This window comes from Flavobacteriales bacterium (genome assembly GCA_016716605.1).
Lineage (GTDB): Bacteria > Bacteroidota > Bacteroidia > Flavobacteriales_F > PHOS-HE28 > PHOS-HE28.
Genome location: JADJWA010000001.1, coordinates 363979 through 384116 on the forward strand (window position 1 = coordinate 363979; position 20138 = coordinate 384116).

13 protein-coding genes are annotated in these 20138 nt (G+C 61.9%); 3 read left to right on the plus strand and 10 right to left on the minus strand.

Annotated elements, in window-relative coordinates:
* Nucleotides 1-35: 35 nt before the first annotated feature.
* Nucleotides 36-551 carry an ATP-binding protein gene (locus IPM12_01490; protein ID MBK9146472.1) on the plus strand — a complete coding sequence of 172 codons (516 nt, stop codon included), beginning with the start codon at nucleotides 36-38 and terminating at the stop codon, nucleotides 549-551.
* A 74-nt stretch (nucleotides 552-625) separates the two neighbouring features.
* Here the strand turns inward: IPM12_01490 and sufB are convergent, their stop codons facing one another.
* Together sufB and IPM12_01500 are read right to left on the minus strand one after the other, a co-directional pair.
* On the minus strand, nucleotides 626-2074 hold the full coding sequence (sufB, locus tag IPM12_01495) for a Fe-S cluster assembly protein SufB (protein MBK9146473.1): 1449 nt from the start codon (nucleotides 2072-2074) through the stop codon (nucleotides 626-628).
* A gap of 94 nt (nucleotides 2075-2168) precedes the next feature.
* Nucleotides 2169-2495 (minus strand): iron-sulfur cluster assembly accessory protein, encoded by a 327-nt coding sequence (locus IPM12_01500; GenBank protein MBK9146474.1) that lies wholly within the window; start codon nucleotides 2493-2495, stop codon nucleotides 2169-2171.
* 439 nt (nucleotides 2496-2934) lie between these two features.
* On the opposite strand from IPM12_01500, the gene dinB reads away from it, so the two are divergent.
* The gene (gene dinB / locus IPM12_01505; GenBank protein MBK9146475.1) at nucleotides 2935-4161 is read left to right on the plus strand and encodes a DNA polymerase IV; all 1227 of its coding nucleotides are present in this window, start codon (nucleotides 2935-2937) and stop codon (nucleotides 4159-4161) included.
* A gap of 9 nt (nucleotides 4162-4170) precedes the next feature.
* Here the strand turns inward: dinB and IPM12_01510 are convergent, their stop codons facing one another.
* From IPM12_01510 to IPM12_01525, 4 genes are all read right to left on the minus strand, one after another.
* On the minus strand, nucleotides 4171-5811 hold the full coding sequence (locus IPM12_01510) for a T9SS type A sorting domain-containing protein (GenBank protein ID MBK9146476.1): 1641 nt from the start codon (nucleotides 5809-5811) through the stop codon (nucleotides 4171-4173).
* Between the two features lie 176 nt (nucleotides 5812-5987).
* Nucleotides 5988-8021, minus strand: a complete 2034-nt coding sequence (locus tag IPM12_01515; protein ID MBK9146477.1) for an SBBP repeat-containing protein — start codon at nucleotides 8019-8021, stop codon at nucleotides 5988-5990.
* Between the two features lie 35 nt (nucleotides 8022-8056).
* A complete protein-coding gene (locus IPM12_01520) occupies nucleotides 8057-9652 on the minus strand; it encodes a hypothetical protein (GenBank protein ID MBK9146478.1) in 1596 nt (531 codons plus the stop codon).
* A gap of 54 nt (nucleotides 9653-9706) precedes the next feature.
* A complete protein-coding gene (locus tag IPM12_01525; protein ID MBK9146479.1) occupies nucleotides 9707-12913 on the minus strand; it encodes a DNA polymerase III subunit alpha in 3207 nt (1068 codons plus the stop codon).
* 94 nt (nucleotides 12914-13007) lie between these two features.
* On the opposite strand from IPM12_01525, the gene thiL reads away from it, so the two are divergent.
* The gene (gene thiL / locus IPM12_01530) at nucleotides 13008-14051 is read left to right on the plus strand and encodes a thiamine-phosphate kinase (protein ID MBK9146480.1); all 1044 of its coding nucleotides are present in this window, start codon (nucleotides 13008-13010) and stop codon (nucleotides 14049-14051) included.
* Here thiL and IPM12_01535 read toward each other — a convergent pair.
* The 4 genes from IPM12_01535 to IPM12_01550 all read right to left on the minus strand — a co-directional run bounded on the left by IPM12_01535 (nucleotide 14048) and on the right by IPM12_01550 (nucleotide 19855).
* On the minus strand, nucleotides 14048-15613 hold the full coding sequence (locus IPM12_01535; protein ID MBK9146481.1) for a hypothetical protein: 1566 nt from the start codon (nucleotides 15611-15613) through the stop codon (nucleotides 14048-14050). The two genes, thiL and IPM12_01535, sit on opposite strands and share 4 nt — an antisense overlap.
* A gap of 148 nt (nucleotides 15614-15761) precedes the next feature.
* Nucleotides 15762-16043, minus strand: a complete 282-nt coding sequence (locus tag IPM12_01540; GenBank protein MBK9146482.1) for a hypothetical protein — start codon at nucleotides 16041-16043, stop codon at nucleotides 15762-15764.
* Nucleotides 16040-19057 carry a histidine kinase gene (locus IPM12_01545; GenBank protein MBK9146483.1) on the minus strand — a complete coding sequence of 1006 codons (3018 nt, stop codon included), beginning with the start codon at nucleotides 19055-19057 and terminating at the stop codon, nucleotides 16040-16042. The genes IPM12_01540 and IPM12_01545 overlap by 4 nt, the downstream gene beginning before the upstream one ends.
* A gap of 45 nt (nucleotides 19058-19102) precedes the next feature.
* Complete coding sequence (locus IPM12_01550) at nucleotides 19103-19855, minus strand: response regulator transcription factor (protein ID MBK9146484.1); 753 nt, start codon at nucleotides 19853-19855, stop codon at nucleotides 19103-19105.
* Nucleotides 19856-20138 lie beyond the last annotated feature (283 nt).

Below are 20138 nucleotides of genomic sequence, written 5' to 3' on the forward strand. Positions count from 1 at the left end.
GGGTGATGGAAAGTTACTTCGCGTGACCAAACGCCATGACCAAGATCGCCATCGTAGGACCCGAGAGCAGCGGCAAGAGCACGCTCGCCCAAGAGCTGATGCTGCGCGCGCGTGCCTGGTACGTGAGCGAATCAGCCAGGGAGTACATCGATGGACTGGACAGGCCGTACGAGGAGGCTGACCTGTTGGAGATCGCCCGCGCACAGGCCAGCAACGAAGAGATGGTCAGCACCGAATTCAAGGGGCTCATGGTATGCGACACGGACCTGATCACCATCCGCATCTGGAGCGAAGAGAAGTTCGGCCGCTGCCACCCCTGGATCCTGGAGCAGAGCGAGAAGCGCCAGTACGACCACTGGCTGCTATGCAAACCTGATATCCCTTGGGAGCCGGATCCACAGCGCGAGAACCCGTACGACCGCGACCGGTTGTTCGAGAAATACAAGGCCCTGCTCGACTGGCTGGAGAAGCCCTACACGATCATCAGCGGCAGTCGGAATGCACGGGTGAAGACGGCTTTGGGCGTGGTGAAAACCGTGATGGAGCGCTGACTGGTGATTCCCAGCCGAGAGTCCTACCTGAAGGCTAGCCTGAATAGGTAAGCCGGCGAATCAGCAACAAGGAATCATCCCACGCTGCCTTCCAACGACACAGCAAGGAGCTTCTGCGCCTCCACTGCGAACTCCATCGGCAACTGATTAAGCACTTCCTTGCAGTAGCCGTTCACGATCAGGCTCACGGCCTTCTCCGTTTCGATGCCACGCTGGTTGAGATAGAAGATCTGATCCTCGCCGATCTTGCTCGTGGTGGCCTCGTGTTCCACCATCGCGCTGGGGTTCTCGCTCTCGATGTAGGGGAAGGTGTGCGCGCCGCAGCGGTCGCCGAGCAGCAGTGAATCGCACTGGCTGAAGTTGCGTGCGCCCTTCGCGCCGCGTCCGATCTTCACCAAGCCGCGGTAACTGTTGTTGCTGAGGCCCGCGCTGATGCCCTTGCTCACGATGGTGCTCTTGGTGCCCTTGCCGATGTGGACCATCTTGGTGCCGGTGTCGGCCTGCTGGCGGTTGTTCGTCACGGCCACGCTGTAGAACTCGCCGATACTGTTATCGCCCTTGAGCACGCAGCTGGGATACTTCCAGGTGATGGCGCTGCCGGTCTCCACCTGCGTCCAGCTGATCTTGCTGTTCTCGCCCAGGCAGAGGCCACGCTTGGTGACGAAGTTGTAGATGCCGCCCTTGCCCTCCTTATCGCCGGGGTACCAATTCTGGACGGTGCTGTACTTGATCTCCGCATCCTTGAGTGCCACCAGTTCCACCACGGCGGCATGCAGCTGGTGCTCGTCGCGGATGGGGGCGGTGCAGCCTTCGAGGTAGCTCACGTACGCACCTTCATCAGCGATCAGCAGCGTGCGCTCGAACTGGCCGGTCATGGCCTCGTTGATGCGGAAGTAGGTGCTGAGCTCCATGGGGCAGCGCACGCCCGGCGGGATGTAGCAGAAGCTGCCATCGCTGAACACGGCGCTGTTGAGCGCTGCGAAGTAGTTGTCCGTGCGCGGCACCACGCTGCCGAGGTACTTCCTCACCAGATCAGGGTGCTCCTGCACGGCATCGCTGAACGAGCAGAAGATGATGCCTTTCTCCTTTAACGTCTCGCGGAAGGTGGTCTTCACGCTCACGCTGTCGAACACCACATCCACGGCTACGCCCACGAGGCGCTTCTGCTCTTCCAGGCTGATGCCCAGCTTCTCGAAGGTCTTCACCAGCTCGGGGTCTGCTTCATCCAGGCTGTTGAGCGTGGGCTTCTTCTTCGGCGCGCTGTAGTAGTAGGCGTTCTGGTAGTCGATCTTGGGATAGCGGATGTGCGCCCACTCGGGCTCCTCCATCTTCTGCCAGAGGCGGAAGGCCTCCAGGCGCCATTCGAGCATCCACTCGGGCTCGTTCTTCTTGGCGCTGATGAAGCGCACGATGTCCTCGTTCAGGCCCTTAGCGGCCTTATCACTCTCGATGTTGGTGATGAAGCCGTAAGCGTACTCCTTCTCGGTGACCTCGCGGAGGATATCGTCGGTGTCTTGGGCCATGGCTCAAATGCTGGCCGCAGAGGCGCAGAGGCGCGGAGGTTGCTTTCTGTGGCTGCGGTCAGATTTCATCTTGGTTCTCTCTGCGGCTGCTTCCTCAGATGCTGAAGCTCTCCCCGCACCCGCAGGTCCGGTTGGCGTTGGGGTTCACGAATTGGAAGCCCTTGCCGTTGAGGCCACCGCTGAAGTCGAGGGTGGTGCCGAGCAGGTAGAGCAGGCTCTTCTTGTCAACCACCACCTTGACGCCATTGTCCTCGAAGACCTTATCGCCGTCCTTCATCTCGTTGTCGAAGTCCAGGTCGTACATCAGGCCGGAGCAGCCGCCGCCCTTCACACCTACGCGCACAAAGTGGTCGGGGCCACGGCCCTCTTGCCCAAGGAGTTTGATGACTTCCGCCTTAGCGGGCTCGGAGACTTTGATCATGGGTGCCGATTGTTTAGAAACGGTCTAAACAGTGTTCTGAGGCAAATGTAGGCGCTGGGCTTGCGATGCCGAGGGTGAACAGCGAGGCGGGCAAGAGGTTCGGGTGACGGAGCGCAGGGTTGGACGCGCTACATTATTGGCCACGGGATCGACGGGATATGCGTCAGCCCGCCAGGGATGGGAGCGATAGCCTGCCGAAGGCGAAGCGCAGGTGCGATGCCGAATGAGGACGCGACCGGAGGAAGCGCCCGGAATGGCAACCGCACCCGCTGAGCCGAGGCAGCTGAAGCGGACAGCCCGCAGGCGGCCAGAACACACACATTGATCGAAGCACCTGTAGAGTCGACCCCGTCATCCCGGCCCTGAGCCGGGAGGGCCGACATGACCCGGCGCCGATCGGAGAATGAAGAATGCAAAATGAAGAATGCAAAATGAAGAAATGAAGAACAGCGAACGAACCATCCTGCACCTCGACCTGAATACCTTCTTCGTTTCGGTGGAACGCCTGCGCGAGCCGAAGCTGAACGGCAAGCCCGTGCTGATCGGCGCCGACAGCGACCGCGGCGTGGTGGCCAGTTGCAGCTACGAGGCACGGGCTTATGGCGTGCGCAGCGCGATGCCGATGAGGATGGCCAAGCAGTTGTGCCCGGAGGCGATCATCCTGCGGGGCGACAGCGGCGCGTACCTGAAGAAGAGCGACGAGGTCACCGAGATCATCCGCGCGCATGTTCCGCTATTCGAGAAGAGCAGCGTGGACGAGTTCTATGCGGACCTGAGCGGCACCGACAAGTTCCACGGCAGCCGCAAGCTGGCGGCGGAGCTGCGGCAACGCATCATCAAAGAGAGCGGCCTGCCGAACAGCTTCGGCATGAGCATCAACAAAACGGTAAGCAAGGTGGCCACCGGCGAGGCGAAGAACGGCGCGGGCGAATGGTACGTGGAGCGCGGCACGGAGAAGCCCTTCCTGGCGCCGATGCCGATCGAGCGCATCCCCGGCGTGGGCGAGAAGACAGCGCACCTGCTCCGCAGCATGGGCGTGGCGAAGATCCACACCATGCAGGAGCTGCCGATCGATCTGATGCAACGCCTGCTGGGCGAGCATGGCCCCGTGCTCTGGCGCAAGGCCAACGGGATCGATGACAGTCCGGTGATCGCGTGGCACGAGCGCAAGAGCATCAGCACGGAGCGCACCTTCGAGCGCGACACCATCGATGTGGTGAAGCTGAAGGGCATGCTCACCGCCATGGCCGAGAGCCTCGCCTTCCAACTGCGCAAAGGGCAGAAGCTCACCAGTTGCGTGGCGGTGAAGATCCGCTATGCCGATTTCAACACGCACCTGAAGCAGCAGCGCATCGGCTACACGGCATGCGACCACATCATCCTGCCGATCATCCACGATCTGTTCCGCACGCTGTACGATCGGCGGCAACGCATCCGCCTCATCGGCGTGCGCTTCAGCCACCTCGTGGGCGGCGGCCACCAGATGAATGCCTTCACGGACACCGAGGAGGCCATGAACCTTTACCAGGCCATGGACAAGGTGCGCAAGCGCTTCGGCGATCGAACCGTGATGCGCGCCGCAGGCATGGGCGCCAAGAGCATCGGAAGGATGGATGACCCTTTCGATGGGCAGGCGCCGGTGCTGCTGGCGAATAGGAGGACGTAGCCTGACCGTTCAGAACTTGACCACCACGGCCGAGCCCAGCATCTCACCGGATGAGAGCAGTTGCACAGCATAATAACCGGAGGCCAGATCACCGATGTCCATCCGGATGGTGGTGCCTTGCGCCTTGCGCACTTCCACCACCCGGCCGATGGCGTCCACCAGCTGCACATCCGCACCGGCGAAGGGAACCGCCACAATGATGTGATCGCTCGCCGGATTGGGGTACACCAACACGGAACAACTGCTCGCCTCGACCGGTGTGAAGCTGAAGTTCCCGTTCACGTCCACTTGTTTCACCCGGTAATAGATCAGCGGCTGTTCGAATAGGATGTCGCTGTTGTCGTCCAGCACTTCATAGGACATGGCCGTTTGCGTGTTCCCTTCCCCGGGAACAGTAGCGAACACATTCCAAGAGGAGCCGTCCAGACTGCGCTCCACTTCGAAATGGTCATTGTCCTGCTGGGTGGCCACGGTCCAGGAGATCCGCCGGTTGCCCATCTCGCATTCCACGTTGAATGCCGTCCACGTGACCGGAAGCAGGATGTTGCAGTCGATCCCGCCACTCGGCATCTCGATGTAGAAGGTGGATGACAAACCACCGTTCCCATCGATAATCAGGTAATAGCTGTTCCCGGCCGTAAGCCCCGAGAGGTTGAACTCGCAATTCGCAGTGATCCCGTTCAAGTAAACATTGGCCATTGTACCAACACCACCGTTCGGCGCGGCATAGGATGTATTGTTCACACCGGGGGGGTCCGGACAGCCTCCCGTCGGCACTAGGGTCGGAGGACCGGAGCAGATGGGGTTGGTCTGCTGGACCACGACCAGTTGCATGTCCGCCGTGCCTGTACCGGTGGTGTTCACCATGCCGCTCACAGTGATGTTCGCTGTGGTTCCGGATGCGACGAAGCGGTACCATCCGCTATTGTTGTTCGCACCGTTCCAACCACAGCCACCTACCACATCGCCCGGGTAAAAGGGATCCAGTGGCGGATAAGCGAGGTTCGTTCCGCGGATCACGGACAATCCATCGATACAGGTGGCGCCGCTGCAGAAATCGTTTCCCGAGGCACCGGTCACATCGGTCACGACGATGGGTGGCCCGAAGACGAGTTCAACACGTTCGAACGAGACCTCGGATGTCGTGTTCTCAGCCAATTGGAAGGTCCAGTTGCCGTTCGGGTCTTCCCCGTTCACCGTGGTGAACGCATTGACCGCATCGGTGCGGTAGTAGCCTACGTTCCACGGGTGGTAGCCCTGTTGCGTGGTCGTGCTGTAGTCGCGGACACGTTCCAAGGCGATATCATCGCGGAACTTGATGTTCATCCATTGGCTCGTGCTCGTCGTGGTGAACGGTCCGAACAACTGGATGACAGTACCCGCAGGTGATACGATGCGGGCGTAGTAGGTGGACAGGTTGCCTTTGCACGCCGCAGTGCCCAGTTGCAGGTTCACTTGGCGCAAGACCGTTCCTGAAGCGCCCAACGGCGTAGGCAGGGCGGCCACTGCGATGGTCCGTTGAAAACCCGTGTAGGCATTCCCCGAATCCCACGTGTTGCAGGCAGCTGCTGTGGTGTTCGAGAACGTCTGTGCCACGAGATCCGTGCTCAGGATCACCGAGGTCGCCAAAAGGGTGCAAAGGGCTTTCATGACGAAGAGCTTCTCGAACCGCTCTGAATCCTGCCATGCGCTCCCGGCTAATGCCACAGCACCTCCGCACTGGTTCGTATGGCAAAAATAGGGAACCGAAACTATTGCACGGCATTGCGGCCGTGATAACGCCCCTTCGATGGGCAGGCGCCGGTGCTGTTGGCGAACAGGAGGAGCTAGTCCTTCACGAACGTCCCGCCAGCCACTCTCCCATCATTCAATTCCGCCCGCAGGAAGAAAAGGCCTGGAGCAAGCGTGCTTACATCGATCTTGCTCGTTCCGTCGTATTGCATTGGCACGATCTCGCCGAGCGCAGTCACGATCCACAGCCGTGTAACCGGTCTCGCGGTGCGAATGCTGATCTGATCGGAGGCGGGTGAAGGATACAGGCTCATTGCTTCGGTAGCCGATGCGTCGCGAAGCCCCATGCCGATGTATGCGAGCGTGTCGCTGCTGAAGACGCAACCCTCAAGGGTGGTGACCATTGCGTGATAGTCGCCATTCGCGTCGGCCTCGATGCTGGAGGTGTCGGAATCCAGGATCACCTCGTCGTTGAAGTACCATTCGTACGCGACGCCACCGATGATTGAAAGCGTGCTCCCGTTCGCCTGCACAGTGAAGCCGGGATCCGCCACTTCGTTGACGTACACGGTATCGACACGTACTTCCCCAATGGCATCGGTCACTTCCACGATGTACTCACCCGGACAGAGGGCCTCGATGTCCTGTGTGGTCGCCCCCGTGTTCCAGAGGAAGGTGAAGGGGGCTTCCCCATTGCAGAAAGCGACCGCTTCACCATTGCATGCGCCGGGGCATACGGTGCTCGCCCACGCGCTCACATCGAATGTGGTGTCGATGCCGGAGACGATCATCGCATCGCCATTGCCCATATCCGTGAGCGTGGTGCCGCCGTAGGTGATCGGCCCGAAGTAGTAACCGCCGAAGTAGAGCTCGTGCGGCGCCTCTTCCTGCCTGTGGATGCAGAGCGGGATGTCGCGCAGGAAGCCGCTAGGTCGTTGCGCCCAAACCAGATCGCCATCCGCTTCGATCTTGGCGATGAGCGCATCCTCACTGCCGAGTGCGCTGAAAGACTGTCCGAAGAAGGTAATGCTCTGCTGGAAGTGAGTGGCCACGTAGGCATTGCCGAGGCCATCGGCGATAACGTCCCAACCGATGTCGCGTTGGGTGGAGCCTGCGCGCTGCGCCCAGCGGTAATCACCGTCCTGGCTGAGGCCCATGATCAGCATGTCGTCGTTGCTGCTCGCAGAACTGAGCGTGTCATCCGGCAGGAAGAGGTCGCCCCACAAGCGGCCCACCACGAAGACATTGCCGAGCGTATCGGCCGCGATGCTGAAGCCTTCATGATCGCCGTTGCCATAGCTGCGCGCCCAAAGGCCGTTGCCACCAAGGTCGCAGGCGAGCACGTACAGGTTGAGCGAGTTGGTGGGTGTGATCTGGATGTTGTCATAGAACGCAGGCGCGTAGCCGATCTGCCCGGTGATGAAGAGCCGGTCCCCGGCCACGGTAATGCCGCGCGCGCTCTTCGGAACGCCGGTGCCCGTGGTGCTCTTTGCCCAGAGCGCGGTGCCGGTGCTGTCGTACTTCACGATCACGGCCTGGCGCTGGAAACTGCCGGTGCTCACCGCTATGGGTTCGAAGGTGAAGCTGGTGCCGCCTGCAAAGCCAGTGACGTAGAGATTGCCATCATGATCCAAGGCGATGCTGCGGCCCTCTGATGAGGTCGTGCTGTTGGTGATGCGCTTCGCCCAGACACAATTGCCATCCGCATCGTAACGCGCGGTGAACCAGTCATCTGAACTGCCAGAGCCGCTCAGACTGATGCCATTGCCGAAGTTGGTGGTGCCCTGGCAACTGCCGGTGATGTAGATGCGGTCCTCTGCATCGATGGCGATGCCATAGACCCATGCATCGTAGAAGCTGGTGGTGATGCCGCGCACCCATTGGCAAACGCCGTTCGCATCATACTTGGCGATTACGCCTGCTATGGTGTTGCCCGGTGTGAGCGTGCCGCAGCCGAAATCCGCTGTGCCGCTCGCGCTTCCCACCCAGTACGCGTTGCCCTGGCTGTCCGTGGCGATGCCATAGCAGAAGTCGGTGTTGCCGCCACCGCCGGCATCGGCGGCCCAGTTCCATTGCTGTGCGAACAATGGCAAGTGCAAGAGGAGGAATGGAATCAGGATACTTCGCATGCGGCAAAGGTGGACCAGCGGCAGCGTGTCCTCGCTTATTCCACCGTGAACCTCAACAGTGCGCCTTCGCTTCCGCGGAGCAGGTACAGGCCCGGGGCGAACCCGTTCACATCCATTGCATTCATGCCCGCGAGGAGCTTCAGCGAACGCACCTGTTGGCCTGCGGCATTGATCACGTTTCCTGCTTGTGGTGTCGCGGTTTGGATCGAGAGTGTCCCGCGCACTGGATTCGGCCATGCGCTCAGCTGAGCCTCGGAGCTCCTCTCGCCAATGCCCGTGCTCAGGTCGTCAAGGCGCCCCACCATTGCGGCTTGAAGCCCCCCAGCGTTGGTGCTATGCGGGTTGAATGTGAGCGGCGCGGCAAGGTGTCCTGCGAAGTGGATCACGCCCGCATTCGAAAGCGCCGAGATATTCTGTGATTCAGAGAAGCCCGTGGGCATGCTCGTGGCCTCCCATTGCGCGGTGCCGTCGGGATCGAAGGCGACAATCCCGATGCTCGATGCGCCCAAGGTGATGCCATCGCTGATCACGCCATTGCCCCAATCGACCGAGCCACGCAAGGTGCCGAGCAGGCGCGGGTGATCCTGGTCGTCCACGCAGATCGAAGGTCCCTTCGCCCGTCGGAAATCACCGGTGATCAAGCCTCCAGGCGGCGGGGCGCTCTCGATTCCCCATAGGAAATCGCCGGTGCTGTCCAACCGTGCAACGAATACGTCGTGCACCCAGAGCGGGCCATTGAAGGCGATGCCGTCCCAGACGGTGGCACCGAGCAGTTGCCCCGCTAGGTAAGCGTGTCCATCGCTCGTGGCGGCCACCGTAGGATCCTGGAAGGTGATGTCATCCGCGAACCGCGCGAAGCCCCCGGTGCCATCGGGCTTGTATCGGAGCACGAACATGCTGTAGCCCGTGTTCCCGTAGTTCTGATAAGCCAATCCACCGAAAGCGAATCCGTTGTTGTCCACCGATCCGGCCACGTACAGCCCGCCCCAAGGATCGAAACTGATGGTGCCGAAAAGACGCACGCCGTCGATGATGCGGGTCTCCGCATCGTTGCCTTGGGCATTCACGCGAACCACCTTGCCAACGCCCCATTCACTCACTGCGTACCAGAGGTTGCCTTGAGGATCGATTGCCAGCGACGCGACCTCATTGGCAAGCGCATGCGTCCAGGAGAGGTTGCGCGCCCATAAGATGGCCCCGGAGCCGAGGTCCACAGCCACAATGAAGAGGTTCTCCTGGAGCGGCACGGCAGGGAGCACCCCGCCGATCACAGAGCCATCGCACAACTGCAAGGCTCCCATGAAGCTGCCGGCGAAGTAGGCCTTACCATCGGCCGCCACCGCGCAATCGTTGATGCTCACCGAATCCGCGACCACGCATGACCACAGCGGCGCGCCAGTGGCGGGATCGAGCGATGTGAATGCGGCAGCGCCATAGACATGCTGTCCGTAGGTGTAAACGCCATTCAACGCGCGCATGTGCACCAGGCGGCCGGGCGCCGTGGCGATACGTTCCGAGGGCATCGCTGGATTCGAGCTGTAGGCAACGGGATCGCTGATGAGCCAATCGACCTGCTGGGCGGTGGCGTGAAGCGAGATGATGAGCCCGATGGAGTTAAGGATGCAGCGCATGTTGGGAATGTGTGCGGGTGAGACAGGTTGGCGGGGCAATCGGTTGCTTGCAGCTCACTTCTCCCCATACCTCGGATCCGCCGTCCACGGCAGCTTCTCCATGCTGTTGGTGCGCAGCGCGCAATGCCCGAATTCCTCCTCCACCACGCCAATGAGCCGATAGACGCCACGGCCGCAGAAGGGGTAGCGCTCCGCCACGCTGGGGAACTGCGTGCTGTCCCAGAAGTCGCCTGCCGTATCGATGAATGAACCGAAGCTCATGTAGCTCCCCGATTGCGTGGTGGTGGTCTTCACGTGGATCATGTAGCCGAGCATCGTCACGCGCTGGCCGATGTGCTTCTCCATGTCGCGCTTGAGGATGAAGGGAGGGGAAGAGGCGACTGGTGAATGGGAGTTGGTGAATAGGGCTGGCAGCGAGCGGTCCTTCCATTCGCCATTCACCAATGACCATTCACCGCACTCCACCAACGAGAACGGATCGCACAGCGGGAAGCCGAGCAGCTCCAGCTCATCGTAGGCATCGGCGAGCGGATAGAACTGCAGGTCGGGAAGCTTGGGCTCCTCCACGCGGGTGATGAAGAGGTCGCCATCGCTTGAGACCGCGGCGGGGCGGTGCAGCAGCGTGAGGTCCCACAGCAACCGCGGCTTGCTCTTGCCGGTGAAGCGCAAGGCGCCCACGCGAATGAGGATGCGCGCTTGCTCGATGCCCAGCGGCACGCGCTTCAAGAGGTCCTGCAGATCGGCGAAGTGGCCATGTCGGCTGCGCTCGCTCAGGATCAGCTGCACGGTGTCGCCCTTGAGGCTCTTGATGTTGCCGAGGCCGAGGAAGATGCGGGGCTTCACAGGTGAATGGGAGTTGGTGAATGGCGAATGGCGGCGCTCACCATTCACCAAGGAGCACAATTCTTCACTGGTATTGATGCACGGCGCCTCAATCACCGCTCCCGCTCGTTTCGCTTCATGCAGGTAGAACTCCGTCCGGTAGAAGCCGCCGAAGTTGTTGGCCACGCCCACGAGGAACTCCAGCGGATGGTGCGCCTTCAGGTAGAGGCTCTGGTAGCTCTCCACCGCATAGCTGGCGCTGTGGCCCTTCGCGAAGCTGAAGCTGGCGAAGCTCTGGATCTGGCGCCACACCTCTTCGGCCTCGCCGGGCGGATAGCCGAAGGCCTTGCAGTTGGCGAAGAACTTCTGCTCCACCACCTTGAACTCCGGCCGGTCGCGGTAGCGGATGTTCATGCCGCGCCGCACGGTGTCCGATTCCTCCAGGTCCAGCCCGCCATAGAGATGCACCACCCGGATCACATCCTCCTGGTACACCATCACGCCATAGGTCTCGGGCATGATCTCCAAAAGGCGCTTCGGCGCCAGCTTGCGCCGCTCGGGATCGTTGTGGCGCAGCAGGTACTCGCGCATCATGCCGCTCTCCGCAACGCCGGGGCGGATGATGCTGCTCGCCGCGACGAGTCCCAGGTAATCGTCCACCGCGAGCTTCTTCAACAGCATGCGCATGGCGGGGCTCTCCACATAGAAGCAGCCGATGGTGTTGCCGCTGCGCAGCAGTTCCTTGATCGCGGGATCCTGCTTGAAGCGCGGGATGTCGTGGATGTCCACCGCTGCGCGGAAGTCACAATGCTCAAGCTTCAAGTCACAAGCTTCAACCGAATGCGCTCCGCCATTGAAGCTTGAGACTTGAGGCTTGTGACATGAAGCTTGATTGACCAGCTCCACCGCATCCCGAATATGCCCCAGTCCTCTCTGGCTCAGCAGGTCGAATTTGTGCAGGCCCATGTCCTCGCATTCCAGCATGCTGATCTGCGTCACCGGGAATCCCTTCGGCGGACGGAACAGCGCCGTGAAATGCGTGACTGGCTTCTCCGTGATCACGATTCCGCCCGCATGGATGCCCAGATGGTGAGGCATGCCGATGAGTCGCTTGCTGTAGTTGATCACGGCCTTCGCCACTTTGTCCAGCTCGCTGCTCTTGGCGTAGCTGCTCGGCCGCCCGCGCGCGTAGTAGCCGTGGTTGCCCTCGCTCAGCGCATCGATCTCCGCCGGCGGAAGCCCCACCGCCTTGCCCAGCTCACGGATCGCGCCGCGCCATTGGAAGGTGGTGTAGGTGGCGATCTGCGCCGCGTGGATCCCGCCCGTATTGCCATCGGCTGTGTTGTACTTGTTGAACACGTAGCGGTACACCTCGTCGCGGTCCTTCCAGCTGAAGTCGATGTCGAAATCGGGGGGTTTCTTGCGCGCGGGGTTGATGAAGCGCTCGAAGTAGAGGTCGAGCTCCATGGGGTCCACATCGGTGATGCGCAGGCAATAGGCCACCAGGCTGTTGGCGCCGCTGCCCCGCCCCACGTGGAAGAAGCCTCGGCTGCGCGCATGGTCCACGATGTCCTGGTTGATGAGGAAGTAGCTGATGAAGCCCATGCGCTCGATCACGTCCAGCTCGTGATGCATGCGCGCCAGCACCTTCGGCGTCACCTCCGGGTAGCGGTAGCGCAGGCCCGCGCGCGCATCGCGGTGCAGCTTCTCGCGGTCGGCGCGCATATCGTTGGTGAAGGCCGCGCGCGTCTTGTCGCTGCCATCGAAGGCGATGCTGCACTGCTCAAGCAGGCGCTCCGCGTTTGCCAGCAGTCGCGGCCATTCGCGGTAGATGCGGCGCGCCTCCTCCTCGCTCCGGAAAGACTCATCGGGATCAGCCAGTTCATCCTTCGGCAGCATGCTCACCACGGTGTTCTTCGCCACGGTGCGCAGCAGGCGGTGCGTGTTGAAGTCGCTCTTCGCACTGAAGGTCACCGGCATGAGCGCCACGAGGTCCTTCATCCGGCGCGCCCACGGGCTGAAGGGCAGGCGCGTGAGATCGCCCGGCTTGATGCCCACGCGCTCGTTGGGCGCAAGCTGCTGCGGTGCGCGGGCGAGGGGATAAACGAAGAACGCCTCGTCGAGTTCCGGTGCACGCTCGGGGATGGGCGCATCGTCCAGCAATTGCGGGCTCAGCAATCCGTTCAGTTGCTGGAAGCCGTAGTTGCTCTTCGCGATGCCGATGTACAGCAGCCGCCCGCCCTGCCGGAACTCGATCCCTGCCACCGGCCGCACATCGAAGCGCGAAGCACCGCGCACGAAGTCTGGGATTCCCGCCGAGCAGTGGATGTCGGTGAGCGCGAAGGAGCGCACCCCGGTCTTCGCCGCTTCCTCAAGCAGCGCCTCGGGCTTCATCACGCCGTGCTTGAAGCTGAACCAGCTGTGGCAGTTGAGGAACATCCGGTGTGCGTTGCGATCGACGCTTTCCCCGTCAATCGCTGGCGCTAGAAGATATGGCGCGCTTGCACCCGACGAAAGCGGAACTTCGCGCCCAATGTCAGACACCCCTTCCCGCACCGAGCTATCCGCCCTTGGCGAGTTCGGCCTCATCGAGCGCATCGCCGCGCGCGTTGCCCTCCAGCACGCTTCTTCGGTAAGGGGCATTGGCGATGATGCCGCCGTGATCGATCCGCAAGGGCTTCATCAAGTGGTCACCACCGATATGCTCGTGGAGGGCATCCACTTCGACCTGGGCTATGTGCCGCTGAAGCACCTCGGCTACAAGGCCGTGGTGGTGAACGTCAGCGATGTTTACGCCATGAACGCCGTGCCACGACAGGTCACGGTTTCGCTGGCGCTCAGCAATCGATTCCCCGTGGAGGCGATCGACGAGCTGTACGATGGCATCCTGCTCGCCTGCAGGAACTACGGGGTGGACCTCGTGGGCGGAGATACGTGCAGCAGTCCCAGCGGACTGGTCATCAGCGTCGCCGCCATCGGCGAGGCGAAAAAGGAGGGCATCGTGTACCGGAGTGGAGCACGTGGCAATGACCTGCTCGTGGTGAGCGGCGATCTCGGTGGCGCATACATGGGCCTCCAGATCCTGGAGCGGGAGAAAGCGGTGTTCAAGGACACTGGCGCGCAGCCCGACCTCACCGGTCACGACTACATCCTCGAACGGCAACTGAAGCCCGAGGCCCGCAAGGACATCATCGAACTTCTGCGCAAACTGGAAGTGAAGCCCACGGCCATGATCGATATCAGCGATGGGTTGGCGAGCGAAGCGCTGCATCTGGCCCGCAACTCAAGGCTCGGCGTCCGCATCTATGACGAGAAGATCCCGATTGACCCCGCAACCTACAAGTCCGCGCGCGATTTCAATCTCGACCCCAGCACCTGCGCCCTCAACGGCGGCGAGGATTACGAGCTGCTCTTCACCATCGCGCAGAGCGATTACGAGCGGATCAAGGGGAACCCGAGCCTTACCGTGGTGGGCCACATGACCGATGAAGCCAGCGGATACAGGCTGGTGGATAAGCAAGGCGGTGAGCACGAATTGCGCGCGCAGGGGTGGGATGCGTTCCTGCGGCGGAGCTAAGCCGCTGCGTTCCTCATCCTTCCCACCCGCTGCCGGATGCACTCAGCCATCGCGGAACCGTTCAACTTGCCCTCAGCCCACGCCACAGGGTCAAGGTGCTCGAGCACATTCCGCTCTGCGGGGTCATCGAGGATATGTTCGGCTTCATCGCGGAAGGAGGCGAAGGCCGCCATGCGCTCCGCGGCGTGCTTGGCTCGCGCCAGTTCACGCATGAGCTGCAGCAGCCGCGACTCAAAGCTGCGCGCGAGTCCATGCTGCTTCAGGAAGCGCTCGGCGTTGCGCACGCCATAGGGCAGGAGGTCTTTCTTGCCCAGCTCTACGAGGATCATCAGATGCAGCACGCGCCCGTAACGCGCAGCATCGCTCACATCGTCGTGGCGAAGCCCATTGAGCAGGTCATTGCACCAGCCCAGGGCCTTGTCGAAGCTGCCATGCACGAAGTGCGCGTATGCCGCCAGGAAGCGCAAGGCCTCACGGCGCACGGGACCCAGGCGATGGACGTGCGCCGCTAGGCCCCGTTCCAAGACAGGGATCAAATCCATTGCCTTCTCCGCATCGCCTGAACGCAAGTGCATGCTCAGCTCCAGCGACACGGTCGTGGCGAACAGCTTCAAGTCGAGGTCCTCGGTCTCCGGCATGCCCCATTGCCCAGGGAGCTCGCGGAACAGCTTCAGCAGGCTGAAGGCGCGGTCATGGTCGCCGCATTGCATGCATACGTATGCCAGGTTGCTCACCACGCCGAGCACCAAGCTGGGCTCATCACGGAACGCGGCTCGGTCCGCCTCCAGCACGGCAAGGCAACGTTCGAGCTGGACGCGGCATTCCGCTGCGCTTCCCATGGCGAATGCGGCAGCGCTGCGGATGTGATGGTGGAAGTAACGCGCCTTCGGGGCTTGCAGCGCGGCCGAGGGGTCGAGCAACGGATGATGGAGCATTTCTGCTACCGCACCATGCACCGCAGGCTCGCGGGCAGCGCCCATCCGATACAACAGGATGAATAGCCTGCTCTTGATCGCCCACAGCGCATCGGTCTCCGCGATGCCTTGGCGCAGCGCTTCGTCCTCCCCCTCCATGCGCATGACGTGCCCGTCGTCCTTGTCCTCGTAATTCCTGCACTCGATCAGCCTGCGCTCCCATTCGCGCACGGCAAGCAGGTCCGGCAGCCGATGGCCTTCGGCGGCCAGCTTGCGCGCACTGCGCAGCACCTTCCCAGCATCGGCATACAGCGCGCGGTGGTGCAGGACCTCCACTTGGTGAAGCAGGCTGTGGATGCGTGCGGAGGTGGAGCCTTCGGCATGGAAGGTCACGAGCGAAGCCAGGATCGATTCGTAGAGCCTCCGTTTGGTGATGGCGAAGTGATGCGTGAAACGCTCGGATGCGAAGCGCTGCAGCAGGGCCTTCTCGTCGTAAGCCTCCATGGTGGAAATGGCATCGAAGAGCTGTTCAGGAATGCATCCGGCCTCGTGATTGTTGCGGGCCAAGTGCCGCTTGAACCACCGCTTCTCAGCAGGGCTCATCGACTGGATCAGCCGATGCACATGGTCCTGGCTCTTTGCGGGCATGCCCTGTATGCTCGGTGAGTGAAGCTACTGGGCGGCCTCCGGGCCGATGCGCCTGTCACGGGGAACGGACGGCGCAGGACAGCGAAGGGCTGAAATGAAAACGCCCGGTGTCCCGGGCGCTCATCGAATGAACCGTCAGCTGAGGGGGTCAGCTGTTCGGCTTCTTCTTCTTGTTGCGTTCGCCATCGCCCACATCGTCGCCATCGTCGCTGATGGAACTGCCGGATCCGGTGCCACGCAAATGGCCTGGCTTGCCGCCCACCTCATTGAATTCGAGGTCGGCCCCGCCGCCGTTCTTCGCGCCTCCATCTTGTTCTTGATCGTGCTGGCAGGGCGCGAATCCATCCTCCTTCGCGCAACCGGTCAACGCCATCACCACCAAGATGGCCATTGCAAGGGAGAGCTTCGGCTGAGAGGCGAGGACTTTCATGGCGCACCAAATGTATAGTCGTCAGCGGCGGTTTCCAAGCCTGTAACGCGTTTTGTTTCCGGCTGTTGCACAGGCAGTTCAATGATCACCACGGTGCCCTGCTGCCGTTCGCTGGGCGAGCCCGACCTTTCCCTAGGCCCGTCAATCCGGATATCGGTCAATTCGAGCCGGCGCAGCACATCGGCCCTGCCCTTTGTGATCTCAATTCCCCTGGAGATATGATCATTCTCCGTGCCCGCCTTGGCTAGCTGGCTCCGCTCCACTCCTATGCCGTCATCCTCGATTCGCACCACCACGCGGCCGCGCTGCGCTGATGGTTCCGCAGTGATGGCCACATGGCCCTGGCCCTCCATGGGAAGTATGCCATGCCAGATGCTGTTCTCCACGTAGGGCTGCAACATCATGGCCGGCAAGCGCACCTGCGCGGCATCCACAGCGGGGTCAACCGCAATGGTGTAGCGGAACTTATCCTTGAAGCGCATGTGCTCCAGCTTCAGGTAGAGCTCAAGCCGTTCCAGTTCCTCCGCTAGGGATGTGGTATCGGTCTGGCTGGCATCAAGGTTCTTCCTGATCAGCTTCGCAAAACTGGTGAGGTAACGGCTCGCCGTGGCGCGATCCTGCCGGTTGATGTGGAACTGTATGCTGTTGAGCGCATTGAACACGAAGTGGCGGTTCATGTTGGCGTTGAGGGCCTGCTGCTCCAGCTGCAGCATGCGCGAGCGCAGCACCAGCTGGCGGGTCTTCTCGCGTCGCGATCTGCGCGAAGCGCGGATCCGATGTATGCCGTACCCCGACGACGCGGCGAGCACGGCGCACAGCGCGAAGAACCACCATCGCGCCCAGTAAGGCGGATCGATCCGGAAGGCGAAAGCGACAGGCGCGCTCCAAGGTCCGGAGCCTACCGCAGCTGCCACTTCGAAGATGTACTCCCCATGTGGCAGGTTGCTGTACGAGGCGAAGCGTGCATCGGTGGGTGGCAGCCACTCCGTATCGATGCCGACCAGGCGGTAACGGTAGCGGACGTCTTCAGGCCTGCTGAAGGCCGTCGCAGCGTAATCGAAGGTGATGTAGTGGCGCCGGTGCCCAACGTGCAGTCCAGCGGGCAATCCGTCCATGTCGAGGCTGTCGCATTGTTCCTTCCAATCGCTTGCTTGAAGGAATGAGCGAACTCCCAGTATCCGCAGGCCAGGCGGGATTCCTTCGGCGCTTGGCTCTTGGCGCGCGGTGGGCCTCTGATAGAGGACCATTCCGGTTGCACTGCCGAAAAGCATGCGACCCCGGGTCAATGCTAGGGCGGAATTCAGGTTGAACTCCATTCCGCGCAGGCCATCGCTCATGGTCAGGTGGTGCTGAGCCGAAGGATCGTCCATGATCCGCTGCGGATCGAAATGGAAGAGACCGTTGTTAGTGCCCGCCCAGATCCATCCAGCCGTGTCAGTGGTCAGGAAGTTGATGTAGTTGGATCCGAAATCATCTCCGAAGCGAATGGCGCGCGGGCCGGTGCTGAGCATGCAGGTGAGGCCGTTGGCAGTGCCCACCCAACTACGTCCTTGAGCATCGCGTGCCAGGCAAAGAGCGGTCTGGTCGCTCAGGCCAGCCTTCGCCCCGATGTTGGTGAACCGGCCATCGCGGAAGGTGAAGAAACCCTCATCGCCCGCCAGTTCGAGCCCTCCATCGGGAGTGGCCATGATCGCACGCACGGACCGGGACGGGCCACCCGGGCCCATTTCCTTGCGCGCGATCGATTCACCCGGCGCGAATGAGAACAAGCCCTCGCGCGTGCCGCACCAGATCCGGCCATCGGCATCCTGGTGCATGGCGAAAACGCGCGTACCCAGCAGCAGCGGCTCACCGCGCGGGCGCTGCACCAGGCCATCGACGATGTGCGCCACTCCTTCGCTCGTGCCGAACCAGAGCGAGCTGTCCCGGTCGAGCAGCCCGCACCAGACCGTATTGTTGGGCAGGCCATCGACGGTGGTGATCATGGCCATGCCGTCCATCCGGCAGATCCCATTGTCATAAGTGCCGAGCCAAAGGTCACCTTGGGCATCGGCCGTCATGCTCATCACTTGGTCGCTGCAGATGCCATCCTTCACAGTGAAGGTCACGAGCGCATCGCCGAGGTATCGCAGGGCACCAGCGCCATCGGTGCCCAGCCAGAGATTCCCCTCGCGGTCCTCGAACGCGAATTGGATGTTGTCGTTGGGCAGGCCCTGATGCACCGTGTACGTGCGCATCCGACCGTCATCGATCATGTTCAGGCCCAACTTGGAACCGATCCAAAGCCTACCGCGCCTGTCCTTCAGCAGGCATCTCACGTTGTTCTGCAAAAGGCCGCTCTCCTCATCATGTTCCTCGAGCACGATGCCCTCCGGTGAGAGGCGGTACAGGCCATTGCCCAGCGTGCCCACCCACCACGACCCGTCGCTATCCTCGGCCAGGGCCTCCACCAGCTTGGGCTCCTCATCGCCTATGGCGACATCCACGCAGCGGCCATCGGCGCAGCGGACCAATCCATTGCGGTGGCCCACGAGCAGGGACCCGTCCCGGAGAAGCAACATGGTGCGCACGTTCAGCGCATGCTTCGGGTATCCCGCCAGGGGGTGGATGCCGGTGGAGTCGCGCTCATGAACACCGCTTCCATCTGTGCCGATCAGCAGCACCGCCCCTGCCGACGGCACCAAACTCAGCACACGCGCGCTGCGCTCGGCTCCAGGCAGGTCCTCTGCAATCAGCCTGCGGCCGCGAACCTGCACGATCGAATGGCCCGAACCGAGCCAGAGCCGGCCATCGGAGTCCAACGCGATGGCGCTCACCAACGGGTCGGGCAATCCATCCTGCACGGACAGGTTCTGGAAGTCCTGGCCATCGAACCGGCTCGCCCCGCCCAAGGTGCCGAACCACAGGAAGCCATCGGCATCGTGGGCCATCGCCCTTACCTGGCTCTGGGCAAGGCCGTCGCGCGTGGCCACCTGCCGGAAGGCATGCTGCTGCGCCGGGGCGGCGCATGACATAACGATACCGGCGAAGGCGGCACAGGCACGCATCGCCGGCAAAGCTCAGAATGTATTGATCAATCCGAGGAAATCGGGGAGCCGCCTGCGCGATACGGGGATCATGGTCCCATTGTCGAGCAGCGCCATGTTGCCCTCGGTGCGGCTGAAGCCCTTGAGGTGCGCCAGGTTGATGATGTAGCTCTTATGCACGCGGAAGAAGGTCTTGGGGTCGAGATTGTCCTCGAACACACGGATGTGCTTGCTGCTCACGCTGCGCTTGCCATCCTTCAGGTGCACCGTGGTGTAGCTATCGCTTGCCTCCAGGTACATGATGTCGTCCTGCTTCAACAGCACCAGCCCATCGCGCCCTGGTATGGCTACGCGCGTGCTCAGCGGCGATGCGGGATCCTTCAAGAGCGCAGCAATGGCCGAGGGCTGGCTGCCGTTGATCTCGCCCGTGGCTTTGGCCAGCTTCTTCACGGCGCGCTGCAGCTCTTCATGGTCGATGGGCTTCTCGAGGTAATCGAGCGCATTCTCCTTGAAGGCCTTTAGGGCGAATTCATCATAGGCCGTGGTGAACACCACCGGAAGGTCGAGCTCGGCGATGGAGGCCAGCAGCTGGAAACCGTCCTCGCCTGGCATCTTGATGTCGAGGAAGAGCGCATTGGGCTGAAGTTCGTTGATTCTCTGCCGGGCCTCTGCCGCACTCCCGGCCTGCCCCACGACCTGCACCTCAGGGCAATGCTCCTCGAGCATCATGCGAAGGTTCTCCCGGGCATCGGCCTCATCATCAACGATCAACGCGCGCAGTGACATGGTGTTCTGGTTTGGCGAAAAGGTAGCGTGAAGGCGGCAGATGCGGCTCCAACGACGGCGAGCGGTGCCGGCTGAACAGGAAACGGCTTTCGAGAGCGGCACTGTTGAAACCACACCTCAAGGAGAAGTTCCGCTACGTTCCGATCAATGACCCAGCCCAATGACCCGGTCGCTTTGCAAGAAAGGCCGGTCCTCGTTCATCCCATGTTCAACGGCTCGCCATGCCGTTAGCTTAGTGGCGCGGACGAAATGAACCCCTCGTTGCCATGCGTACCGACAGCAA

Coding starts and splice junctions, on each gene's coding strand:
- IPM12_01500 (MBK9146474.1), bottom strand. CDS start 2,495: ATGATCAAAGTCTCCGAGCCCGCTAAGGCGGAAGTCATCAAACTCCTT.
- IPM12_01515 (MBK9146477.1), bottom strand. CDS start 8,021: ATGCGAAGTATCCTGATTCCATTCCTCCTCTTGCACTTGCCATTGTTC.
- IPM12_01535 (MBK9146481.1), bottom strand. CDS start 15,613: ATGCCCGCAAAGAGCCAGGACCATGTGCATCGGCTGATCCAGTCGATG.
- dinB (MBK9146475.1), top strand. CDS start 2,935: ATGAAGAACAGCGAACGAACCATCCTGCACCTCGACCTGAATACCTTC.
- IPM12_01545 (MBK9146483.1), bottom strand. CDS start 19,057: ATGTCATGCGCCGCCCCGGCGCAGCAGCATGCCTTCCGGCAGGTGGCC.
- sufB (MBK9146473.1), bottom strand. CDS start 2,074: ATGGCCCAAGACACCGACGATATCCTCCGCGAGGTCACCGAGAAGGAG.
- IPM12_01540 (MBK9146482.1), bottom strand. CDS start 16,043: ATGAAAGTCCTCGCCTCTCAGCCGAAGCTCTCCCTTGCAATGGCCATC.
- IPM12_01520 (MBK9146478.1), bottom strand. CDS start 9,652: ATGCGCTGCATCCTTAACTCCATCGGGCTCATCATCTCGCTTCACGCC.
- thiL (MBK9146480.1), top strand. CDS start 13,008: ATGTCAGACACCCCTTCCCGCACCGAGCTATCCGCCCTTGGCGAGTTC.
- IPM12_01550 (MBK9146484.1), bottom strand. CDS start 19,855: ATGTCACTGCGCGCGTTGATCGTTGATGATGAGGCCGATGCCCGGGAG.
- IPM12_01490 (MBK9146472.1), top strand. CDS start 36: ATGACCAAGATCGCCATCGTAGGACCCGAGAGCAGCGGCAAGAGCACG.
- IPM12_01510 (MBK9146476.1), bottom strand. CDS start 5,811: ATGAAAGCCCTTTGCACCCTTTTGGCGACCTCGGTGATCCTGAGCACG.
- IPM12_01525 (MBK9146479.1), bottom strand. CDS start 12,913: ATGTTCCTCAACTGCCACAGCTGGTTCAGCTTCAAGCACGGCGTGATG.